14 protein-coding genes and 1 tRNA gene are annotated in these 21,867 nt (G+C 67.7%); 4 read left to right on the top strand and 11 right to left on the bottom strand.

Going from position 1 to position 21,867, the window contains the following annotated elements; all coding sequences use genetic code 11:
* Positions 1-21 precede the first annotated feature (21 nt).
* From LXN01_RS00330 to LXN01_RS00300, 7 genes are all read right to left on the bottom strand, one after another.
* Positions 22-1,563 carry a tyrosine-protein kinase domain-containing protein gene (locus LXN01_RS00330; RefSeq protein WP_236862548.1) on the bottom strand — a complete coding sequence of 514 codons (1,542 nt, stop codon included), beginning with the start codon at positions 1,561-1,563 and terminating at the stop codon, positions 22-24.
* Positions 1,564-2,046: 483 nt separating this feature from the next.
* Positions 2,047-4,821, bottom strand: a complete 2,775-nt coding sequence (locus LXN01_RS00325; protein ID WP_236862547.1) for a helix-turn-helix transcriptional regulator — start codon at positions 4,819-4,821, stop codon at positions 2,047-2,049.
* 247 nt (positions 4,822-5,068) lie between these two features.
* Positions 5,069-5,452, bottom strand: a complete 384-nt coding sequence (locus LXN01_RS00320) for a hypothetical protein (RefSeq protein ID WP_236862546.1) — start codon at positions 5,450-5,452, stop codon at positions 5,069-5,071.
* A 453-nt stretch (positions 5,453-5,905) separates the two neighbouring features.
* Positions 5,906-8,581: a helix-turn-helix transcriptional regulator gene (locus LXN01_RS00315; protein ID WP_236862545.1), complete on the bottom strand. Its 2,676-nt coding sequence runs from the start codon at positions 8,579-8,581 to the stop codon at positions 5,906-5,908.
* Between the two features lie 471 nt (positions 8,582-9,052).
* Positions 9,053-9,140, bottom strand: a tRNA-Ser gene (locus LXN01_RS00310).
* Between the two features lie 98 nt (positions 9,141-9,238).
* Positions 9,239-9,700, bottom strand: a complete 462-nt coding sequence (tadA, locus tag LXN01_RS00305; RefSeq protein ID WP_272902087.1) for a tRNA adenosine(34) deaminase TadA — start codon at positions 9,698-9,700, stop codon at positions 9,239-9,241.
* Positions 9,697-10,251: a tRNA adenosine deaminase-associated protein gene (locus LXN01_RS00300; RefSeq protein WP_236862543.1), complete on the bottom strand. Its 555-nt coding sequence runs from the start codon at positions 10,249-10,251 to the stop codon at positions 9,697-9,699. Before LXN01_RS00300 ends, tadA begins: the two co-directional genes overlap by 4 nt.
* 103 nt (positions 10,252-10,354) lie before the next feature.
* On the opposite strand from LXN01_RS00300, the gene upp reads away from it, so the two are divergent.
* The 3 genes from upp (at position 10,355) to LXN01_RS00285 (ending at position 13,042) form a co-directional block, all read left to right on the top strand.
* Positions 10,355-10,990: a uracil phosphoribosyltransferase gene (gene upp / locus LXN01_RS00295; RefSeq protein ID WP_236862542.1), complete on the top strand. Its 636-nt coding sequence runs from the start codon at positions 10,355-10,357 to the stop codon at positions 10,988-10,990.
* Between the two features lie 323 nt (positions 10,991-11,313).
* Positions 11,314-12,009 carry a winged helix-turn-helix domain-containing protein gene (locus LXN01_RS00290; RefSeq protein ID WP_236863100.1) on the top strand — a complete coding sequence of 232 codons (696 nt, stop codon included), beginning with the start codon at positions 11,314-11,316 and terminating at the stop codon, positions 12,007-12,009.
* A 109-nt stretch (positions 12,010-12,118) separates the two neighbouring features.
* Positions 12,119-13,042, top strand: coding sequence for an endonuclease/exonuclease/phosphatase family protein (locus LXN01_RS00285; protein ID WP_236862541.1), 924 nt, complete (start codon positions 12,119-12,121; stop codon positions 13,040-13,042).
* 50 nt (positions 13,043-13,092) lie between these two features.
* On the opposite strand, the gene LXN01_RS00280 is transcribed toward LXN01_RS00285, so the two are convergent.
* The 3 genes from LXN01_RS00280 to LXN01_RS00270 form a co-directional block, all read right to left on the bottom strand.
* Positions 13,093-14,298, bottom strand: coding sequence for a MarP family serine protease (locus LXN01_RS00280; RefSeq protein WP_236862540.1), 1,206 nt, complete (start codon positions 14,296-14,298; stop codon positions 13,093-13,095).
* A complete protein-coding gene (locus LXN01_RS00275) occupies positions 14,298-15,629 on the bottom strand; it encodes a PrsW family intramembrane metalloprotease (protein WP_236862538.1) in 1,332 nt (443 codons plus the stop codon). Before LXN01_RS00275 ends, LXN01_RS00280 begins: the two co-directional genes overlap by 1 nt.
* 430 nt (positions 15,630-16,059) lie before the next feature.
* Positions 16,060-17,535, bottom strand: a complete 1,476-nt coding sequence (locus tag LXN01_RS00270) for a malate:quinone oxidoreductase (protein WP_236862537.1) — start codon at positions 17,533-17,535, stop codon at positions 16,060-16,062.
* A gap of 242 nt (positions 17,536-17,777) precedes the next feature.
* Between LXN01_RS00270 and LXN01_RS00265 the strand changes: the two genes are divergently transcribed.
* Positions 17,778-19,766 (top strand): hypothetical protein, encoded by a 1,989-nt coding sequence (locus tag LXN01_RS00265; RefSeq protein WP_236862536.1) that lies wholly within the window; start codon positions 17,778-17,780, stop codon positions 19,764-19,766.
* Here LXN01_RS00265 and LXN01_RS00260 read toward each other — a convergent pair whose 3' ends face one another.
* The gene (locus LXN01_RS00260) at positions 19,767-21,782 is read right to left on the bottom strand and encodes an acetoacetate--CoA ligase (RefSeq protein WP_236862535.1); all 2,016 of its coding nucleotides are present in this window, start codon (positions 21,780-21,782) and stop codon (positions 19,767-19,769) included.
* Between the last annotated feature and the right edge of the window lie 85 nt (positions 21,783-21,867).

The following is a 21,867-nucleotide window of genomic DNA, read 5'->3' as shown; positions in this document are numbered from 1 at the left end:
GCGTCGTCAGGTCGCCGATTCTCATTGCTGTGCCCCCAGGTATCCCCTGTGGTCGTCCTCGGCCGGTTCGTCCTCGCGCACTCTGCCCGTGCGCTCCCGGCGCGAGGCGGCCCAGCGCTCGAGCGGAGCCTCCCAGTCGTCCGACGCCTGACGCTCCCCCGGGGGCTCCTGCTGCTGCCGTGGCCGGCCGTGCCCGTCGGATCCGGCCTCGGAGGGCGCGTCCGCGCGGGCACCGCAGCACCCGCCCGCGCCGCCCGACGCCGAGACCTTGTTGAACACGATGTCGACTCGGGTGACATCGACCAGCTGCAGCGACGTCAAGGTCTCCCGGACCTCTCCGATGTTCACCTGTCCCGTGCCGGTGACCAACAGCACCCGGCCCACGCGCTGGGCCAGGATCAGGCTGTCTGCCACCGGCAGCATTGGCGGTCCGTCGATGATGACCAGGTCGAAGTCCGCCGTCAGCGCCCCGAGCAGGCGCTGCATGGCGCGCGAGTCGAGCAGTTCAGCAGGATTGGGCGGGATCTCACCGGCGGTCAGCACGTACAGCTCGTCCTGACCCCACGGCTGCAGGAGGTCGAACACGTCGGCTGCTCCGATCAGGGCGGTGGTCAGACCCGCCGAGTTCTCCAATCCCAGTGTCTCAGCGACTCGGGGGCGGCGCAGGTCAGCGTCGACCAGCGCGATCCGCTTCCCGGCCTGCGCCATCACGAGCGCGAGGTTGATGCTGGTGGTGGTCTTGCCCTCACCGGCCACCGCCGAGGTGACGAGCACCGAGTTCACCGGGTCGTCGACCTGGACGAAGCGCAGATTCGTGCGGAGCCGTCGGAATGCCTCTGCCCGCGGACTGTGCGCCGGAAGATCGGTGATCAAGGGCGTCCGAGTGGTCGACGGATCAGCCGGGATGGCGCTGAGCACCGGTGCCTGTGTGATCCGGCGCAGATCCTCCCTGCTGCGCAGCCGGCTGTCGAAGGCGGACCGCGCCAGCGCGACCCCGATTCCGAGGACGATTCCCACCAGCGCGCCGAGAGCGGTCTCCAGACCGAGCCCAAGACTGCTCGGCTCGGTGGGCACCGCGGCGGGGTTGGCCACCGACAGCCGCACCGGGGAAGACCCTTCGGACTGCGGGTTCTCGAGCTCGGCGATGACATCGACCAGGCTGGCCGCGACTGCCTCCGCGATCCGCGCCGCCTCCGCCGGCTCCCGGTCGGTCACCTCGATGGAGATGAGCACGGTGTCCGGATCGCTCTTCGCCTTGATCCGCTCCGCGAGTTCCTGCGTGGTCTCGTCCAGCCCGAGCTCGTCGATGACCGGCTGCAGCACCGACCTGCCCTCGGTCATCTTGACGTAGGTCTGCAGTCGATCCTGAGTGAACGCCGAGCCCTGCTGCAGGTCCGCGGTGCTTCCGGCGTTCGGAATCGAGACGAACAGCTCCGTCTGCGCGGTGTACGTCGTCGGGGCCAGCAGCGCAACGGCCAGGCCACCGAGGGCGCCGACAAGAGCAGCCGCGATGATCAGAACGACGTTCCGTCGCAGAACGCGCAGGCAGTTCTTCAGGTCCATGGTTGTTCCATCTGTGAGTCGGAGCTGTGCGAGAGCAGCCAGTCGGTCTCGTCGCCGATTGCGGAGCGGCGCAGGACACAGCGTCGGCGCTGGGCCGCTGTCCCAGCCACTCGGAACATCCCGTGCACCGCAGCCAATTCGATCCTCCGGTTCGGCCCGACGGCAGTCCGTCAGGGCAGTCGGCCGCTCCCCGAGACGATTCGCGGGGAGCGTGCCGCTCATGCTATCCGCGCCGGATCGCCCGTCGGCCGATCTCCGGAGCGCCGGCGGCCTGCACGCGGTTCGCGGGCGCAGGCACGGTGCACTGTCTGCCGGCGCCTGCGGTTCTCAGCGCTGTCGACCGCGCGGAATTCAGCCCCAACGCCGGTCTGAGCATCACGGAGAGAGGCAAACCGCAATTGCACTGCGGAGGGCCGCACTGCGCGGCCGTCCGCCGGGATGACTGTGCCTCGGCCGCCGGGATGACTGTGCCTCGGCGGCGGTTCAGCCGATCAGACGGAGTTCGTAGGCTCTCCGCACGGCGTCCGTGCGGTTGTCGGCCCCGAGCTTCCGATAGAGGCTGACGGTCTGCTTCTTCACGGTGTTGACGGACAGCACGTGCGTGCGGGCGATGTCCGGGATCGATGCTCCGCCCACCAGTTCGTTGAGCACCGACCGCTCCCGCTCGGTGAGCACCACCAGCTCACCGTGCGCCGGGAACACTCCCGGACTGTCGATGATCTGCTGAGCCGTCTCCCCCTCTTCGGTGACCGCCTCATCGACGAGGTCGAGCAGCGCCTGACGCGTCACTCGATCGATGGACAGCAGAGGGGAGAGAATACCCGCGCGCTTGGTCAGGGCGAGCGCACGGCGAAAGCTCTTGACCGCATCGGAATCACTGCCCATCGCATGGGCGGCCGCAGCGTCGATGAGTAGCAGATCGATCACCTTCCGCTGGGTCAGCTTCCGAGCCAGTGCAATCGAGACCGCCTGTCGGGCATCCGCGAAGCTGCCCGAGATCAGACACAACCGCGCATATGCGATGAAGAGAGTGCGTCGCGCAATGGTGCACTCCGTCTCCAGTCCCCGCAGCGGATCATCGCCGAGTGCCTCGAGGATCAGGCGCTCCGCGCGGTTGAGTTCGCCCTCCGCGATCAGCAGGTCGACGCGGGCGCGGGTGAGCAGCGCGTCGCCGAGGGGGCCCAGCGGCGACCTCTCGGACCGCAGCTCCTCCGCGTGCTCGATCGAACTCAGAGTGCTCGCGGTACTGCCGAACAGCAGCGCGAAGCGTGTCTGAGCATGGGCGTTGAAGGCCCACACCTCGGAATAGTCCAGCAGACTGCCCGCCTCCTCCAGGTTCCTGCGCGCCTGCTCGGCGTCGAATGAGTCCATTGCGAGGTCGGCCGCCGCCAGCACGAGCGGAGTCTGGACCAGCGGGCGAACCCAGGGCACGCGCTCGAGTCCCTGTTCGGCCCGCTCGAACCACTGCTCCGCAACTGCGCGTCGGCCCTCGTAGGCGAAGATCAGGGCGTTGTGACCGGCAGCGGACACCCCGACGAACTGGGCCTGGGTGCTGGTGCTCTCCTCGTAGGAGCGGGTGAACCGGCGCACGGCCCGCTCAAGGTCACCCGTCGACAGCTCCGACAATCCCGACTGCAGGTAGTACATCGCGCTGTTGAGAGCCGAGAGCCCGTTGGAGCTTCCTCTCAGGACTGCGTTGCGGAAGTGCTCGCTGCGCTGCAGCGCTGCGACGAACTCGCCTCGCTGACGCAGACCGTGCATCGCCGCCGAGGTGAGGAATGCCATCTCGTCGGGGTCACCCGTGCCGTTGATCAGGTCGAGCGTGAGGTCGCTGACGCTCGCCAGCACTCGGTGCACCATGGGCGAGCGAGGACTGGGGTCGATCGTCGCGACCGGCAGGGCGTGCGACAGGGCGTAGGCCATCGAGAGCACTGGGTGGCGGCGCCTCGCCGCCTCCGGAATGTCACTGAGCGCGGAGTATGCGTCCGCCTGATGGCGGACCGCCAGCCACCACCCGTGACGGGCGACAGTGCGATTGAGCAGCTCCCAGTCCTCTGCGCGCCGGGCGTGCCGCAGCAGGCGCCGGACGTCCTCCGGACGACCTCTGCGCTCATAGTGGTCGGCGGCAGCAGCATGCGTCGCCTTCGCGGTGCGGGGATCCAGCGTCTCGACGAGGTATGCCAGGTACGCGCGCACCACTCCCGGGAAGCACAGCCCGTCCTCGGCCGGACCGGAGATGGGCGGGCCGGCATCGGCTGGGCCGGATCCGAGCGGGCCGGAATCGGCCGAGCCGGATCCGGACGGCCGCAGCATCCCGCTGTCCACCAGCATCCGCACGCTCTCGTGCGCGGTGGCCCCGGCTGCTTCCCGAGCGAGTTCGTGCACTTCGCGGTAGAGGACATCCACGAGCTCGACCGATACCTCTTCCAGCAGCGACATGGGAACAGCACTCGCCACCAGTCGGCCGTTGAGCTTCTCCCGGAGGTGGTCATCACGGAAACGCTCCATCCCGCTGACCACGTTGGTGCCAATGAAGTCGGAAGGGGTGTCGAGAATGGTGCGCATGAGCAGCAGCCAGCCGCCCGCCATCGAGTGCAGCCGGTCGATTTCCTCCGGCGTGGTGTCGTGTCCCCAGGACGAGGCGAAACTCGCCGCGTGGGTGCGCGGGATCATGAGGTGCTGACCAGAGATCATGTGAATCGACATGCCCGCCTCCCGCGCCAGCTCCCCCGAGGGCTGCACCCGGTCGAAGGCTCCGGCGAAATAGAGATTGGGATGCTCGCGGAGCAGTGCCAGAATCCAGGAGCGCAACTCGGCGCTCGTGATGTGCTCGGCATTGTCGATGAGGACGATGACTTTCCGGTTCGGCTGCTCTGCGCAGAGCCGCCCCAGGCACTCCCGCCGCTCTGCGGCTTCCTCAGCTTTCGGCTCCGCTGATTCCGCATCTGCTGCCGACCGCCCGAGCACGATGTCCGCGATCGCCGCGCCGAACTCACCCAGGCTGTTGTGGGCTGCTGTGGCGCTGATCCAGATCACGGCATCGCCGGCGTCCATCCGGTGGATCGCCCAATCCGCCAACAGGGTGGTCTTGCCGGTTCCCGGCAGCGAGTGCAGGAACGTCAGTGGTTCGAGCCGATCGAGCCGACGCAGCAGAGCATCCCGACGAACCCTTCCGGCAGGCAGGCGCAGGCGTGCCACTTCTGCGCGCTGTCGCTCCGCGAACGAGCTGCGATCGGAGAATCCCCGTGCGTGCTTCATATGGCTCAATCCCGCTTCTTCACGGCGGCGCGGCCGAGCGAGTCGACGGTGATTCCGACCGAACGCGAGCAGCCGTGCGATTTCTGGTCATCATACCTGCCGCTCTTCGTATTTCGCAGGGCTGATTGATGAAATGGGCTGCAGGGCTGATCGTCGGATCTGTGCTCGGGCGCCGCTGCCCGGAGAACTGCCGTCCACGAGATGCCGGATCGCGAGATGCCGGATCGCATCTTCGATCCGCACCAAGTCATGGTCGGCGAGCACCGAACTGCTGGGCAGGGCGAGCCGACTGCGGAGCCGAGCACGACCGATTCACCGGACACGGGCGGGTGACGGTGTCGTGGCCCAACCGGATGCAGTAACGGCTGGCGGCCATCATCGCGACAGCGATAAGCGATGCGAGCAGCGTGAGCACTGGGCGCTCCGCGGTGACGAGCACCAGTGCCAGCACGATCAGGAAGGCCGAGCTGCCCACGATGCCGAACTCGGCGAAGCTGCCGAACTGATAGCAATGATGGTACAGCCGGAAGGTCCACCCGACGAGGGCCTGCAGCAGCATCGCCACCACGACCAGCAGCGTGATTCCGGTCGGAGAGGCCGACCCAGCGCCCAGCAGCAGCCAGGAGCACATGAAGCCTGCGGCCCACGCTCCACTGTCCAGGCACCCCTGGACGCGGAACCGCCTGTTCCAGGCTCCTGTCGCGATTCGCTGTGCGATAGTGCCCGACACGCCAGAGCGTGCCGGAAGATCTCTGGTGATGAGCGCCATCGTCCCCCCTGAATGGCCTGTGCCTTCCGTGGGTCATCGACGCAGACGGGCCGCAGATGTCCCTCATCGACGAGCTGGAGCCGCGCTGGATGCGAGGTAGCAGCCACGCTAATTTCGGCGGACCGGGAATCCGTCGCCTGTGCGGGGCGGCTGCGGTGCACCACAGCGGAGATGCGGCAAGCCACCGCGAGGATCGTCAGGTCTGCAATATGAATGTCGCCGATAGCAGCATCGGAAGCGCCACTCAATCCAGGAACGACACAGCCCCAAGGCAGAAAGCCTTGGGGCCGTTGCAGTTCAGATGTGAGCCGGTCCTCAGCCGGTCGCCACGACGTCCGCTTCAGACAGACGCGCGATGAGCTCCGTGCGTGAGCGCACGCCGAACTTGCGGTACACACCGGTCAGCCGGATTTCCACGGTGCGCAGGGAGACGAAGATCTTCTCCGCGATCTCCCGGTTGCGATACCCCTCGCGCACGAGCTCCACGACGGCCTGCTCCTCCTCGCTGAGCTGGCTGAGCAGCGGGTGCGGGCGAGCCGGGGCGGCGGCCAGGGCCGGAGCGGCGGGAGTCAGCAGATCGGCGGTGGCGTGGTCACCGGTCTCCCGGTAGAGCGCCGCCGCATTCAGCATCTGCTCCCTGCTCTCGGCCTTCATCCCGAGCTCGCTCAGCCGCTGGGCGAAGGCAGCCAGGGTGCGGGCCTTCTCGTGATCGGAATCGCCCAGCCGGAAGGCGCGCAGGGCGCGCCGGAACGGCTCGACCGATTTCTCCCCGACGGCGACCAGAGCGTCGCAGCGCAGCGCAGCGAGCTCACCCCAGCGTGAGGGGCACCGTTCGAGGCGCTTCCGGAACCGCTGCAGGACCAGCACAGCGTGCTCCCGGCGGCCGACCTTGAGCAGGGCTTCGATCAGCTCGGGCTCATGTCGGTAGAGGTTGGGATTCGGCTGTCCGCCGCCGCCGAGTTCCTCGCAGCGCTGCAGGTGACGCAGCGCCTCCGCCGCCAGACCGTGGCGGAGCAGGAACGTTCCCTGCAGCGCGCTCAGGCGTGCGGTGAGGCTGCGGTTGCCGCCGCGGCCGGCGAGCCTGACGAGTTCCTGCTCCATCGGCTCGACCTCCACAGCCCGACCCTCGTGCAGCATCAGCCAGCATCGGAGCAGCAGCTCGAGATCGCCTCGCACCTGGTGCTCGGTGCCGAACTGGCGCGGTTGCGCAAGAATGAGCGCTGCTCGGTGAATGTTGCCGGCCCGGAACTCCAGTTCGACTCGGCTCAGCCGGGCCGACTCGTGGAAGATGGTCGGCGGCGGCGCCGCCAGCTCGAGCGCGCTCAGAGCGAATCGTGCTTCCTCGTAGTGCTCGGTGTAGATGAGGTTCCGGGCAACTGCCAGGGCTCCGAACATCTCATCCTGTCGTGAACCGGTGTTCGACTGCGACGAATAGAGCTTGAGTGCCGAATCCGCGCGACCCTGGAAGCCGTCGATGAGTGCGCGCACACTCTCCGCGGCCGGGGTCGCAGGAACGCCCGTCTGCTCGAAGATCTGGTGTGCGGCCTTCCAGTCCTCCTCCGCCTCTGCCAGCTCCCAGCGCTCAGCATGGCAAGCGCTCAGCTGCAGGCGCAGCGCAGCAGCCTGCGCAGGGCTGGCGCCCGTGTCGCCTCCCCGCCAGGACGTCACGGCTTCCGAAGAGATGGACTGAGTCTCGAGGAACTCGATCTCGAGCGCCAGCCGGGCCGCTCGCAGCCGGATGTCGGCCGATCGGGCGGACCGGCGGGCCAGCCGGATGTAGCGGCGCGTGAAGACGAAGTCTCCGTGGACGAGCAGCGATTCGGCAAGTTCGAGCAGCGGTGCGGCGATGGCCGAAGCATCCGGCGACAGCACCAGTGCCCGCTCGGCGAACTCCACTGCGATATGCGGCTTCCCTTCGATGACGATGTCGCGGGCGATCTCGAGGAGCGTCGCCGGAGTGTCGTCCTCATCACCGACGAAGCTGCCGTGCCAGATGGACATCGAACGGTCGAATGAGGAGCAGTTCCGCTCCATCTGGGAGTGGAGCTCGGACCTCTCCCCGGCTGTCATCGACCAGTAGATGCTGCAGCGCACCAACTGGTCCTGGATGTGGACATGAGGGCCGACCCGATCGATGATGTCCCGCGATTCGAGCTCCTCGAGCTCCTCCCACAGGCTCGGGACGATCTTCAGCAGCGGTCGGATCGAGGTGCGGGGCGCCACGGCGAGACACTTGAGCAGCTTTCGGGAGTCCTCCGAGATGTCGCCCAGGCAGTCGAAGACGAGCCCGTCGATCGCCCGACTGGTGCGCAGCGGCTGGGCCAAGGGCGCGCTGCCGCTGCGCTGGCGCTCGTTCATCAGCTCGAGGATGTGCTCCAGGGCGAGCAGGTGCCCGGACGAGGCCCGTGCAGCACAGTACGCGGCTTCGTCCGACAGGCCCGGGTGCTGGCGCTGAGCGAGGTCAACCATCTCGACCAGCTCCAGCGGCTTGAGCTCGACTGTCTGCACCCCGACGAACGCGCCGCTCGGATCGACGCCGTCGATGCTGATCACGAAGCGCAGGGGTCCGCTCGTCACGCGCCGCAGCAGGTACCCCAGCACAAGCTGTGAGCGGCCGTCGAGCTGATCGGCACCGTCGACCAGGATCAGCACGTTCTCCGAGGCGTCGACGGCTCGGATCGCGGCGATCAGGCTCTCAGCAATGACGGAAGCGGGGCCGTCATCGGAGAGCAGCTCCTCGACCTCCCTCGACAGGAGCCCTCCCTCCACCGGCCTCAGGGAGGCGGCGAGGACGGCGAGCCCTGAGTTCGCGAGTCCGGATTCGGTCGGGTTGACTGGAACGAAGACGGTGCGTGCCTCGCTCTCCTCGGCCAGAGCCTGGAGCAGGGAGGTCTTCCCGGTTCCGTGCTTGCCGACCACAGCCGCGTTGATGTGATCGTCGACGAGTGAGCGCAGACGAGTCAGATCGCTGCGGCGGCTAGATGATCGCATTCCTGGCCTCCGAAGGAGTTTCGAGTTGAATCTCACTCCGGTGTACAGGAGATGGAGCGCCACCTCAACAGTCCGGAAACATGCGCAGTCCCGCAATGGAGCGCCGGCCAGACCTGCTCCGCGATGGATGAATCCACAACTGTTCGAAATTCGTGATGTTGGTGCAAGTCCATCTCAACGGACGCCGAAGTTGGGAAAATGCGGGAGTCTTCGAATAGAAGTTCGAGTCCGGGTCACAGGAATGCAACGGATCGATAACGTTGCAGGAACCAACGCAGGCTCGGAATCTGCGGCAAACCGCCCGCTGAGTGCCGCGCCCCGGGTTGGTACCGCACTTGGTCCGGGGGGAACCGCATTACCCGACTTCCGAACTCGAAGAGTGCCGCACCCGCGAAGGCGATGCGCTGAGCGGTGCCCCGGGAGACAGGAAAAGCCGCGGCACCCGATGGATGCCGCGGCCCATTCCGCGAGCGGTAGCGGTGGGATTTGAACCCACGGTACGGGGTTGCCGTACACAACATTTCGAGTGTTGCACCTTCGGCCGCTCGGACACGCTACCGCGGAACACTCTACCCGGTGGTGGTCTCTCACCCAAACCGCGAGTCGGTGACGTCGAGCACTCGATCGCCACGAGCCGACCCTGAGTACGCCGTCGACTCAGCGGCGCCTGCCGAAGAAGTCGGAGAGCATCCGAGTGCATTCCGCCGCGAGCACGCCGGCATACACCTCGGGCCGATGCAGGCTCGCCCGGTCCCGCGGCAGATCCCACACCGATCCGCAGGCCCCGGCCTTCTCGTCGAAGGCGCCGAATACGATTCGTTCGACACGGGCAGCCACCGCGGCACCGGCACACATCACGCAGGGCTCGAGCGTGACGATCAGGGATGCTCGCTCGAGCCGCCAGCTGCCCAGGCGCCGGCCCGCTTCGCGCAGAGCGACCACCTCCGCATGAGCGGTGGGATCGGAGTCGACTTCGCGCCGGTTGAAACCTGCGCCGAGCACCTCACCTGAGCCGGAGACCACCACCGCGCCGACGGGGACGTCTTCTGCCGAGCCGGCACGTGCCGCCTGCGCAAGCGCTGCGCGCATCCACACCTCGTGCTCCGGGTGGTGCTTCAGCGCGTCGCCTCGAGCTGATCGGCGAATCCGACGGTCTCACCGATGTGGGCCACCACGCGAGCCGGGTCCGATGCGTGGGTCTTCGTCTGCTCCAGCAGCTCACCAGAGGCGACACCCTGGTCCTCGAAGATGTCCGCGTCGCCACCCCATTCGGCATCCGCATCGAAGTCGAGCATCTCGACTTCGTCCTCGTCCGCGTCCTCGACCTCGGCGTCTTCGTCGAGCTCCGGCTCGGCATCCGGGACTCCGTCCTCCGTCTCGTACTCATCGGGGCGGGAGTCGAGGTAGTCGACGAAGAGCTCGGCGAAGGGGCTCTCGGCGACGGCATGCACATCCGAGAGGAAGACTTTCACATCGTCTTCGACGGTGACCCGGACGATCGCGAACCACTCGTCCTCGTGTTCGACGACTGCCACCGCCTCGCCCTCGGCATCACCTGCATTGCGCATCATGTCGACCAGGTCGTCGAGGTCGGCGGCATCGCGCACATCGATGTCGAGAGCCCGGTAGCCGTCGTCGGATTCTGCCAGCACCGCGGTGAAGTAAGCCATGGTCCCATTGTGGCCTCTCTGCGGTTTCGACACCACCGGATCGACACCCTCGCGGGGAGCCGATGGCCTCTGTGGGGCACCGAGTCTCCGGTAGTGTCGGACCATGCACCTTCACGTGGTCGACCATCCGCTGATTGCCCATAAGCTCACCGTTCTCCGAGACGAGCGGACCGATTCCTCGCGCTTCCGCCTGCTCACCGAGGAGCTCGTCATGCTGCTGGCCTACGAGGCCACCCGCGGGATCCGGATCGAGGACAAGCTCGTGAACACTCCCGTCAGTGAGTTCACCGGCACGGCCCTGTCGAATCCGCGTCCGGTCGTCGTGCCGATTCTGCGAGCCGGACTGGGAATGCTCGAGGGACTCATCCGGATGCTCCCCACGGCCGAGGTCGGATTCCTGGGCATGGTGCGTGACGAGGAGACGCTCGAGGCGACGACGTATGCCGAGCGCCTGCCGGCGGACCTGCAGGGTCGTCAGATCTTCGTCATCGACCCGATGCTCGCCACGGGAGGCACGCTGGTGATGGCCATCGACTTCCTGCTGGAGCGCGGCGCCTCGGAAGTCACCGCGATCTGCCTCGTGAGTGCACCCGAGGGCGTCGCTCGGATCGAGGAGACCTACGCCGGACGGGCGGAGGTCACCGTCTACACGGCCGCGCTGGACGAGCGGCTGGACGAGAACGGCTACATCGTGCCCGGACTCGGCGACGCCGGCGACCGCATGTACGGCGTCGTCTGAGATCAGCGAGCCGACTCACGTAACAAAACGTCACATTCCGTCGAGAAATGACTCCGGGGTTTGATTCCGCTTCACGGCGTGAAGAATAATGACAGCCATGCTTGCTCTCCTCTGCTGTCCCTGTCGCACCTCTGCGCTGCATTGCATGCCGCGCGTTCGCGATCCTCGCTGATCTGACGCCACCCGTCGCGAACGCAGAACCCAGTGGCGCGTCCGTTCGCACTCAGGAAAGAGCAGGAATGTCAGTTCCCGAACCCCAGTCCGGCCCCGTCCACCCGCGCAGCGCCGCTGCCACTCGTCGCCAGGGAGCACGTTTGACCCCTGTGGATCCGCAATCCGCGCCCCGCACTTTCGGTCCCGCAGGTGTGCGCTCCTCCCCCCGCGCCGCCCGCGGCATCGTCCTCTACATCGGCCTCGACGAAGCGAAGGCCGCGGCTGACGGAACCAACCTCGCAGCTGTCGCCCAGGCGCTGCAGGAATACGCGAAGGAGCTCGCTTCGCACGCGGAGACCCAGGCTGTGATCGCCCTCGCCCCGGAAGGACCGGGCAGGGACCTCGATGCGGTCCGTGCTGTCGCCACCGGGTCCCCTGCCGCCACTGGCTCTCCGGCCGGTCGGCACGGCCCCGTGCGATCGCGGATACCCGCCCGACTCCATCCGCCGGCTGCCCGTGAGGACCTCGACTCTGCTGCCGGGTCCGATCATCAGCTCCGGATCGACCTTCCGCGCCGCGAAGTCCTTGTCAACGGCGAATTGGTCAGCGTGACGACGAAGGAATTCGACCTTCTCGCGACGTTGGTCTCCCAGCCCGGTACGACGCTGTCCCGCCTCGAGCTCATCGAAAGTCTCTGGGGTCACAGCGGGGAGGCGCCCGATGAACGCACGGTCGATGTCCACATTCGCCGGCTGCGCAAGCGGCTCGGCCCCTTCTCCTCGGTTGTGCGCACGATCCGGGGCGGCGGCTACCGATTCGACGAGCACCCCGATGTGATCGTGTGGCGCGCGACCGCCTCCCGATGACGCGACCGCTTCTCATTGACGCCGGCTTCTCATCCCGTGACGACAGACCCCGGAAGCTGCCGGGCGTCCTCCAGGCTTCAGTCAGATTCTGGTTCTAGACTCGACCGCGATGTCTGCTACTCGAAGCACCTACAGCAAGGGAATCATGACCTTCGTGGTCGGTGCCCTGCTGGCTGCCCTGCTGGCGATGCACGAACTCGTTCCCACGTCCTACGGTCTCGCTCTCGCCGTCGAATCGATGCTGCCGTGGACTTGGGTCATCATCGTCCTGATCTTCATCGTGGCGCTGTTCCGGTTCTCAGCATTCAGCATTGTCGGCGTGCTCCTTCCCGCGATCGTGTGGCTGACGATGTTCGGTGGCTATCTGCGCCCGGCGCAGACACCTGCTGAGGCGGATATCACCGTCGCGACCCAGAACGTCGGCGCGCGCATGCCGCAGCCGACCGCCACCGCCAAGAACCTGATCGCGGCCGATCCCGACATCGTCGCGATGCAGGAGATCGAGTCGCTGTCCGGCGAGATCATCTCCGAGCAGCTCTCGGGACACTATCCGCACGCCACGGTCGCCGACACGATCGGAGTCTGGTCGAAGTGGCCGATGAGCGAGCCCAGGGAGATCGATCTGGGGATCCAGTGGCCCCGGGCATTCGTGACCACCATCAGCACCGATCACGGGGACGTCAGCTTCTACTCCGTGCACCTGCCTTCGGTGCGGCCGGGAGAGGAATCGCTGCGCAACAGCGCCCTCAGCAGGCTGAGCGAGTCGATCGCGGCCGATGACGCCGACCGGGTGATCGTGGCCGGCGATTTCAACGCGAGTTCCACCGACCGGTACTTCGAACAGCTCGACGAGCAATTGGTCGGCACCCGCGAAGCAGTGGGCGGAGGCTTCGGCTTCACGTGGCCGTCGCTGTTCCCCGTCGTCAGACTCGATCACATCATGGTTCGGGGGCTCGAGCCCGTGGGCGATGAAGTGCTCGATCGGGGAACCAGCGACCACCGCGCGGTACTCGGCCATCTCAACATCGAGTAGCTGGCTCCCCGGCTCCCGGCCCTACGCGGCTGTCACCGGACCGGGCAGGTTCAGCCTGTCGGCGACTGTGAGGCGCACGCGCTCGTCGGCACCGGCGTCGTCCTCTCATCGGCTGTGCGAAGCACTTCGTCGAATTCGTCGAGAGTCAGGGCATAGCCGGTTTCGGGGTCCGAGGCGGACTTGGCGAAGACCATGCCGACGACCTGACCCTCGGCGTCGAGGACCGGCCCGCCAGAGTTGCCCGGCCGGATGATGCCGCGCAGCGAGTAGACCTCGCGCACGACGGAGTCATCGTTGTAGATGTCGAGGCCGCGCGCCTCGAGCCGGTCGCGCACGCGGGTGGGTGAGATGGTGTAGGGACCGTTCTCGGGGAATCCGACGACCACCGAGTCGGCACCGACATTCAGGACTCCGCCCAGCGGCAGTGCCGGAGCGCCGAGCTCGGGCACCCGAACCACCGCGACGTCGGTATCGGGGTCGAACGCGACCACCTCGCCGGAGTAGGGCTCCCCCGTACCGCCGACCTGGACGCTCAGCGACCGGGCTCCTGCGACCACGTGGGCGTTGGTGGCCACCAATCCGGAGTCGAACACCCAGCCGGTGCCCTCCTGCAGGCGCCCGCACTCGGTCTCGGTGGTGACGATCTTGACCACCGAGTCGTCGGCAGTGCGCCCGACGTCGACCATCGCGGTGCTCGGTTCGCCCACACCGCGGATCTGTTCGCGCTGCCCGGCGAACACCTGCGGGAATCCGTTGTCAGCGAGCGCGGACCCGATGCTGCCCAGCGCCTCGGTCGAGGTGACGGGAGCGAGTCTGTTCAAGGTGGCTACGACAGCTGATTCCGCTGCCCAGCGATTCAGGGTGAGCAGCGGAGTGGTCGTCACCCACCCTGCTCCCAGCCACACCAGCAGCAGGAAGGCGACGATCCCCGAGATGCTCCCGCCCAGGGCATCAGCACCCCGTCCGAGGGGGTTGGTGATCCGATCGCGCAGCGACGCCGCGAGGAAGCCGCCGATCCCGGAGAACAGCACCCCGAGCACGAGCGGGAGTGCGACGGTGAGCGCGGGGACCACGGATTCGTCGACCCAGCCGAGCGCCATCATCCGGTCCCCGGCCCAGGGACCGAGGAAGCGGCCCCCTACGAGTCCGAGGAGAAACCCGACGACGGCTCCGACGCCGGCGAGGAACCCCTGCTGCCAACCAGCGGCTGCCGCTGCGAGGACGAGCAGCAGCAGGACGAGATCGACGGGGCTCATCACATCCTGCCGGCGACCGGTGAGCTGCCGAAGGACGCACCGCTGCCGTAGGCGGGACGGCGGCTCGCTGCAGCCATCAATCCCGCACGCTCACGGGTGAATCGCTCGAGCAGGTACAGCTCGACCTCGCGTTCGGTGCTTCCGCCGACCCCGGCGAGCACCCTGGTGCGAGTGGCTGCGAGGTCGGCCGCGGTCCTGATCATCTTCTTTATCTGGTCCTTGGCGCCGGGGAACTGGGAGGCCCACGACTTTCCCGCTCGCCGGCCCTTCCAGGTGCCGAGCATGTCGACCTCGGCGTGCGTCATCCAGCCGGCATTCGCGTAGTCGCCGAGCGATTGTCGCGTGTGCTTCGATTCGTTGAAGCGAAGCACGAGTCCGACGGCGAACCACCCGACTGCGATGAGTCCCGACAGCGCGATCACGATGACGAAGGTGAGGATCGCGTTCTCGAGCCCCGCGGTCAGCGTGGCCACGCCGTTCCACAGTCCGTGCAGGAACATCCCGGCGATAAGTCCGGGGATCCACATGACGACCGTCAGCCACCACGCGCCGCGACGAGCGGCCAGGCCGATCGACACTCCCGCGCACGCGACGAAGGCCGAGTGCAGCAGCGGGCTGAGCAGGCAGCGCATGACGAAGGTCATCCACAGGCCCACCTCGGCGGCTTCGGCATAGGCCGCGCTGAGATAGAGAAGGTTCTCCGTGAAAGCGAAGCCGGCGCCGATCAGTGAGCCGTACACCCAGCCGTCCAGCGGTCCTTCGAAGTGTCTCCTGGCCGTCAGCACGATGACGACGAGGAGGATCCCCTTCGTGATCTCCTCGGTGACGGGAGCCATGATGACTGCGCCGATCACGTCGCCGGTCGCGTCGATGCCCACGACAGCCAGGGCGACGATGCCGAGGAGGCTCGCGATCAGCGTCATGATCACGGACGCGACTGCGCCCCACAGCAGGCACACCAGAAGCAGCAGCTTGGGCTGGGGCTTCCAACGGTCGAACCACATCACCATGAGGATGATGAATGCCAGCGGGATGGCCGACAGCCCCACGATGAGAGCGCCCACTCCCTCGAATGAGAGAGCGGCTATCACCACGATGACGAGCAGGCCGAGAGCGAGGACGGCGCCGACGATCGAGGCGACGATGATGCGGGCGATGTCGGCCCCGGCCGTCGGATCCTGGCGCGGGAGGCGCTGGGCTGCCTGCGCCGCCCAGGACGCCTGCGCCGGGCCGCCCGAATGCTGCTGCACCTGAGCCCGGAGGCGCATTTCCTGAGTGACGGTCGGAGAGAAGCGCGGCTGCGAGTACATGCGCTGGTCAGGCGGACCCACAAGTGCAGGGTGGCCGGGACCGGGATGACCGGGCAGTCCCGGCTGGTGCCGTGCGGGCGGGACCGGACGGCCGCCCGAATCCCAGGATCGAGGCATCGCGCCCGGAGGCTGCGACTGCTGCTGAACCGGACCGTGCGCAGGTCGCTGGGGCGCGCCGAGCCGGCCATGGCCCGAGTTCGACTGCTGGTCCGGGCCGGGCTGATTGCGGTGGTCGACCGGCGGGCGCTGCGGGGGCCGGAAGCGGTCTGCGTTCGGATTCTGGGACATGCCTGCCTCTGTGGAGATGCGTTCGCTCAAGTGTAGCCATCGCCGCGGACGCGTCCTGGAGCATGCGGTCAAGGTCCTGCAGCACTCCTGGCGCCCGAGAGGGGCCGGCCGACGGTTCCCCGTCCGACCGACCCCTCCGGGTGCGCGCCTGCTGGTCAGCCCATCACGTCAGCTGCAGCGTGCGCGCGGTGTATTCCGAGAGCTCGTGGAGGAGCGTCTCGTCCTCGTGGAGTTTGCGCCCCAGCGACGGCACCATGGTCTTGAGCTTCGATTCCCAGCCCGCGTACTGCTGCGGGAAGCAGGTGGCCAGCAGATTGAGCATGATCGGGGCCGCTGTCGAGGCGCCGGGTGATGCTCCCAGCAGCGCGGCGATCGAACCGTCTGCGGCCGAGATGAGTTCGGTTCCGAATCCGAGGACGCCGCCCTTCTCGGGGTCGCGCTTCATGACCTGGACGCGCTGCCCGGCGGTGATGAACTCCCAGTCGGCCGGGTCCACCTCGGGGGTGAAGTCGGCAAGCGCGGAGTACCGCGACTTCTTCGAGGAGGCGAGTTCCCCGACCAGGTAGCGGACCAGGTCGAAGTTGTCCTTGGCGACGTTGAGCATGACCGGCAGGTTGTTGCCGCGCACCGAGAACGGCAGGTCGGTGATCCGGCCCGATTTGAGGAACTTCGGCGAGAAGCCGGCGTACGGCCCGAACATCAGGTATTCCTTGCCCGCCACCACCCGGGTGTCCAGGTGCGGGACAGACATCGGCGGAGCGCCGATCGCGGCCTGGCCATAGACCTTCGCATGGTGTCGGGACACCAGGTCCGGGTTCGAGGTTCGGAGGAAGAGACCGGAGACCGGGAAGCCGCCGTAGCCCTTGCCCTCGGCGATGCCCGACTTCTGAAGAAGCTGCAGCGCCCCGCCGCCGGCGCCGATGAAGACGAACTTGGCGTTGACGTTGAAGCTGTCGGCCGCCGTGGAGTCCTTCACCGTGACGCGCCAGCCGTCGGCATTGCGGTTCAGGTCCGTCACGGAGTGGCCGGTCCGGATCTGTGCGCCCTTGCTGCTGATGTGGGTCAGCAGCTGACGGGACAGGGAGCCGAAGTCCACGTCGGTGCCGAGCTCGAAGCGAGAGATGCCGTTGACCTGTCCGGGTCCCCGGTTCTCGAACATCAGGGGCAGCCATTCGGCGTGCTGCGCCGGGTCATCGCTGTACTCCATGTCCGCGAACAGCGGGTTGCGGACCATCGTCTCGTAGCGGGCCCTGATGTAGTCGCGGCCCTTCTCGCCACGCCCGTACGAGATGTGGGGCACCTGGCTGATGAAGGTCTTGGGATCGGTGATGACGCCTTCATCGACGAGATAGGACCAGAACTGCCTGGACACGTGGAACTGCTCGTTGATGTTGACGGCCTTGGTGATGTCGACGTTGCCCTGCGCGTCGGCCGGGGAATAGTTGAGCTCACACAGAGCGGCATGCCCGGTGCCCGCGTTGTTCCAGGGATCGGAGCTCTCCCGTGCCACGTAGTCGAGCCGCTCGTACAGGCGGATCTCCCATTCGGGCTGAAGTTCGGCGAGCATGGCACCGAGCGTCGCGCTCATGATGCCGCCGCCGATCAGGACCACGTCAACGCTTTCCTTGGTGTACGTCATAAATCCCTCGGATCAGTCTGCAGACGGACGCCACTGGTCGGCGCCGCTTCCTGCACCGACTTTACTCCCGACCGCGCAGGGAGCCGAACTCGGGCCGACCGCTGCAGGCCGCGGACTGAGGCGCCGAGGACTGTGGAGCAACGGCCTGCGGATGCGCCGATCCGGCTGTGGACAGCGCTGCCTCATCCACAGGCTTCGAACTCGGGCTGACGGGCCGCCCAGGCCCGCAGTGACATGGGCACATGACTTCTCGCAGCCGTTCCGAATCCCCTCTCCGGACCCTCGTCTCCATCCTCCTGACCGCGTTGAGCATCGCCGCGCTCGTTCTCCTGCCCGGCAGCCAGCCGCCGCGTGTGCTCGCCGCCCCGCTGGGCTCGGCTCCGAGCGTGGGCAGTCCCGAGGACGTGCTCGGCCCCGGCCGCTGGCACAAGTCCGACGGCGACAAGACCTGGTACGGCGCCTACCGGTCGCTCACCGACTCGCTCGCCTACTGCGTGGACGCGGGGCTCGGCACTCCCTATCCGCGCTACTTCCAGGGTTCGGAGGGACAGCTGATCGACAGCCCGCAGACTGCGTGGGCGCTGCACACCCACAGCGGTTCCGACAAGCGCGACGTCCACTCGGCGCTGTCCGCGATCGTCAAGCTCGACGACGCGGTGCCTCACCGGCATGCCATCGCCCCCCGGGTGCCGGCCGATCTCGGGAAGGGCTTCGCCGGTGCTGCGGAGCGGTTCTCCGAGATCAGCGCGGAAGCGAAGGCGAAAGCCGGTCCGTACACCCTGCAGCTCCACCTGAACGAGCTCGATCCGGCCGCGGAGAGCGCCGAGCTCGCCGTGAGCATCGAGAGCGCCGCCGGTGAGCTGCTGCCCGGCATCGCGGTGGATCTCATCGCCGAAGGAGCCGATCTCGGCGAGGCGACCGTCAGCACCGCCGAGACCCCCGTCAGCGTCCCCCTGACAGTGAGCGCTTCCGGCACGGTGCGCGTCGAGGCTCGCGCGGAAGGGCTGCCTGCGACGCAGGTGCGGTTCCACGAGGCCACCGGCTCCGGCTCGAAGCGGGTGCAGAACGTCGTCACCGTGAGCCCGCCCTCAACAGTGCGCGGCAGCGCAGAGCGGGAGTACACCCTGCCTTCGCACCCGACGGTGGACACGACGATCACCGACGACTCGCCGGCACCCGGTTCGGAAGTCACCGACGAGTTCACCATCAGCGGGCTCGCACCGGACCAGACCGTCGACGTCGAGCATGTGCTGTGGGCCTCGCCGCACCAGCCCGAGGTGCGGACCGAACCGCACCAGGAGGCCTTCGAGATCGGTCGCGTCAGCTCGACCGACGTCGGCAACGGGACTCACACCTCCGACGGAGTGCTGGTCCCCGAGGACTATCGGGGCTGGGTGTATTGGACGGAGACGATCTCCGAGGACGAGGCGACCCGCCCATGGCGCTCCGAGCACGGTCTGCCGACAGAGACCGGGTTGGTCGCCTGGACCCCGTCGGCGACCACCCGGGCCCTGCTCGACAGCGAGGCGGGCACCACCGTGGACACCATCCGGATCACCAGCGCCCAACCGGGCTCCCGCCTCTCGGTGACGGCGACGGCCTATCACGTTGCGGAGAAGCCGGTCCGCGGTCAGGAGCCGCGGGGTGAGAAGCTCGGCACCGAGAGCCTCGAGGTCGACGTCGACGCCGACGGCGCCGCCGACCTCGCCACGGAGCCGGTGTCGATTCCCGTCTCGTCGGGCTGGGTGACCTGGGTCGTGTCGATAGCCGCCGCTGAGGCCTCTGCCGGCTGGCAGTCCGACTGGGGCGTGCCCGAGGAGACCGTCGAGCTCCCCGAAGTCCCAGCCGCTCCGGATGAGTCGACCGCTCCGGAGGATCCGGGACCGCCGCCGGGCGACCCGGCGGACGATCCGACGGCGCAGCCGAGCCTCGACGCGCTGCCGATCCGGGACGCGACACCGGCCCCGACGGCGCCTGCGGAGACGACTCCCGGGTCCCCGGCTCCCCCGGTCGGCCCTGCGGATTCCGACCCCGGTTCCGAGCCCGGCCCGGTGATTGCGCCGCCGTCGTCCGAGTCCGGTTCGCCGGCGCGGCCGGCGAGCGGCACGAGCTCGGAGGCGCTGCCGCGCACGGGTCCGCGTGCGGCCGGCATGGTGGGCCTGGCGCTCGTGCTGATCGGCACCGGGATCGGCGCCCTCGTGTTCAGCTCGCGTCGCAGCGACGGGACCTGATCACGAGTGCTCTCGGTCTGCGGGGCTCTTCTCCGGCGATCGGGTCTCGGCGAAGGAACGGGCGAGGTCCACGTACCAGTCGAGGACGTCCGGGTCGGCAGCGGTCCCCCGGTTGACGCTGTCGCTCGGAGCTCCCTGGAAGATCTGCTTGATCGGGATCTCCATGAGCTTGCCGGTGCGGGTGGTCGGCACTGCGGGAGCAGCGATGATCTCGTCGGGAACGTAGCGCGGCGAGAGACGCTCCCGAATGCGCGCCACGATCGCGGCGCGGAGCTCGTCGTCGACCTCGATGCCGGGCTTCGGAACCACGAAGAGCGGCATGTAGTAGTCACCCCCGGGCAGCTCGGCTCCGATCACCATCGAGGCCTGCACCCCTGCAACGGTGTCGACAGCCTGGGTGATATCGGCGGAGCCCATTCGGATCCCGCCGCGGTTGATGGTGGAGTCGGAGCGGCCGTGGATGACATACTGCCCACCGGGCAGCTTCGTCACCCAGTCGCCGTGGCGCCAGACTCCCGGGAACACATCGAAGTAGGCCGACCGGTAGCGCTCCCCGGTGGGGTCGTCCCAGAACTTCACCGGCATCGACGGCATCGGCTTGGTGACGACGAATTCGCCGAGCTCACCGACCACCGGCCGGCCGTCGGAGTCGAATGCCTCCGCGGCGACGGCCAGATAGGCGCCCTGGAGCTCACCGCGCACGATCGGGTCGAAGGGGTTCGAGCCGATGAACCCGGTGGCGATGTCCGTGCCCCCGGAGTCCGAGCCCAGGTGGAGGTCCTCCTTGACGTTGGCGTAGACCCAGTCCCACGTCGAATCGGGAAGCGGGGAGCCGGTCGAGAGGATCGACTGCAGGTGAGAGAAATTGTAGCGCGCTGCGGGCGACACCCCGGACTTCTCGATCATCGACAGGATCGCCGCTCCGGTCCCGAAATTGGTCACCTTCTCCTGGGCGCAGATCTCGAGCTGCTTGTCGGGCACCTCGAACACGGGCGAGCCGTCGTAGGTCACGATCGTCGCGCCGACCAGCAGCGAGTTGACGAGGAGGTTCCACACCACCCATGTCGTCGACACCGCCGAGTAGTGCCGGCCGCCCTCGCGTGCCTCCTGCTGCAGGGCGTTGGCTTTGAGCGCTTCGAGCACGACCCCGCCGTGTCCATGGACGATCCCCTTGGGCCGTCCAGTGGTGCCGGAGGAGTAGAGGACCCAGAGGGGGTGGGAGAACTCGACGTCCTCGAAGACCGGGTCGATGTGCCGGGCGACGATCTCGGAGTACAGCGTGGTCGAGCTGCCCGGGCGAATGCCGTCTGCGGCGACGGGCAGCTGATCGACGAGGATGTGGTGCTCGACAGTGGGCAGCGCTGTCAGCAGCTCGGGGACGGTGCCGGTCATCTCCAGCAGTCGGCCGTTGAAGCGGTAGCCGTCGACCGTCAGCAGCACCTTCGGCTCGATCTGGGCGAACCGGTCGGCGATTCCCTGGACGCCGAAGTCCGGGCTCACGACGGACCAGACGGCACCGACGGCGGCACAGGCCAGCAGGGCCTCCGCGGCCTGCGGGATGTTCGGCAGCACGGCGCACACGGTGTCGCCGGGTTCGACGCCGTGGTCGCGCAGCCAGTCCGCAAGCGCGCCCACCCGGCCGTTGAGCTCCTTCCAGGAGAAGGATTCCCGGCGGTCGTCCTCGTGCAGACCGACGATCGCCTCTGCGTGGGGCCGGGTGATGGCGTGTCGTAGGACATTCTCGGCGTAGTTGCAGCTCGCGCCGGGGAACCAGCGGACGTCCGGCATGGTGTCGCCCACCAGCGCGGGTCCCGTGCCGCGGTCGCCGACGACGCCGAAGAACGTCCACATCGTCTCCCAGAACTGCTCGATGTTCTCCACCGACCAGTCGAGCAGGTCCTGGTAAGTGGTCGTCCGAACCCCGTGCTCGCGCTCGAGCCACTGCTGATAGCGCCGGAGTTCGCTGTGCTCGACCCTCTCCGGCGGTGGGGTCCAGAGAACGGTTCGCTCGGTCATGGAAGGTTCCTTCACGTCGTCGGGAAGTGCTGGGCCGGGCCCCGCGGGGCCGGTCGCACCGCCGCGGGAAACAGGGCTGTCCGGA

The organism is Brevibacterium daeguense, from assembly GCF_021729135.1.
GTDB classification, from domain to species: domain Bacteria; phylum Actinomycetota; class Actinomycetes; order Actinomycetales; family Brevibacteriaceae; genus Brevibacterium; species Brevibacterium daeguense.
The sequence above is the reverse complement of the archived record's forward strand: the minus strand, read 5'-3'. Positions and strand labels throughout refer to the sequence as shown.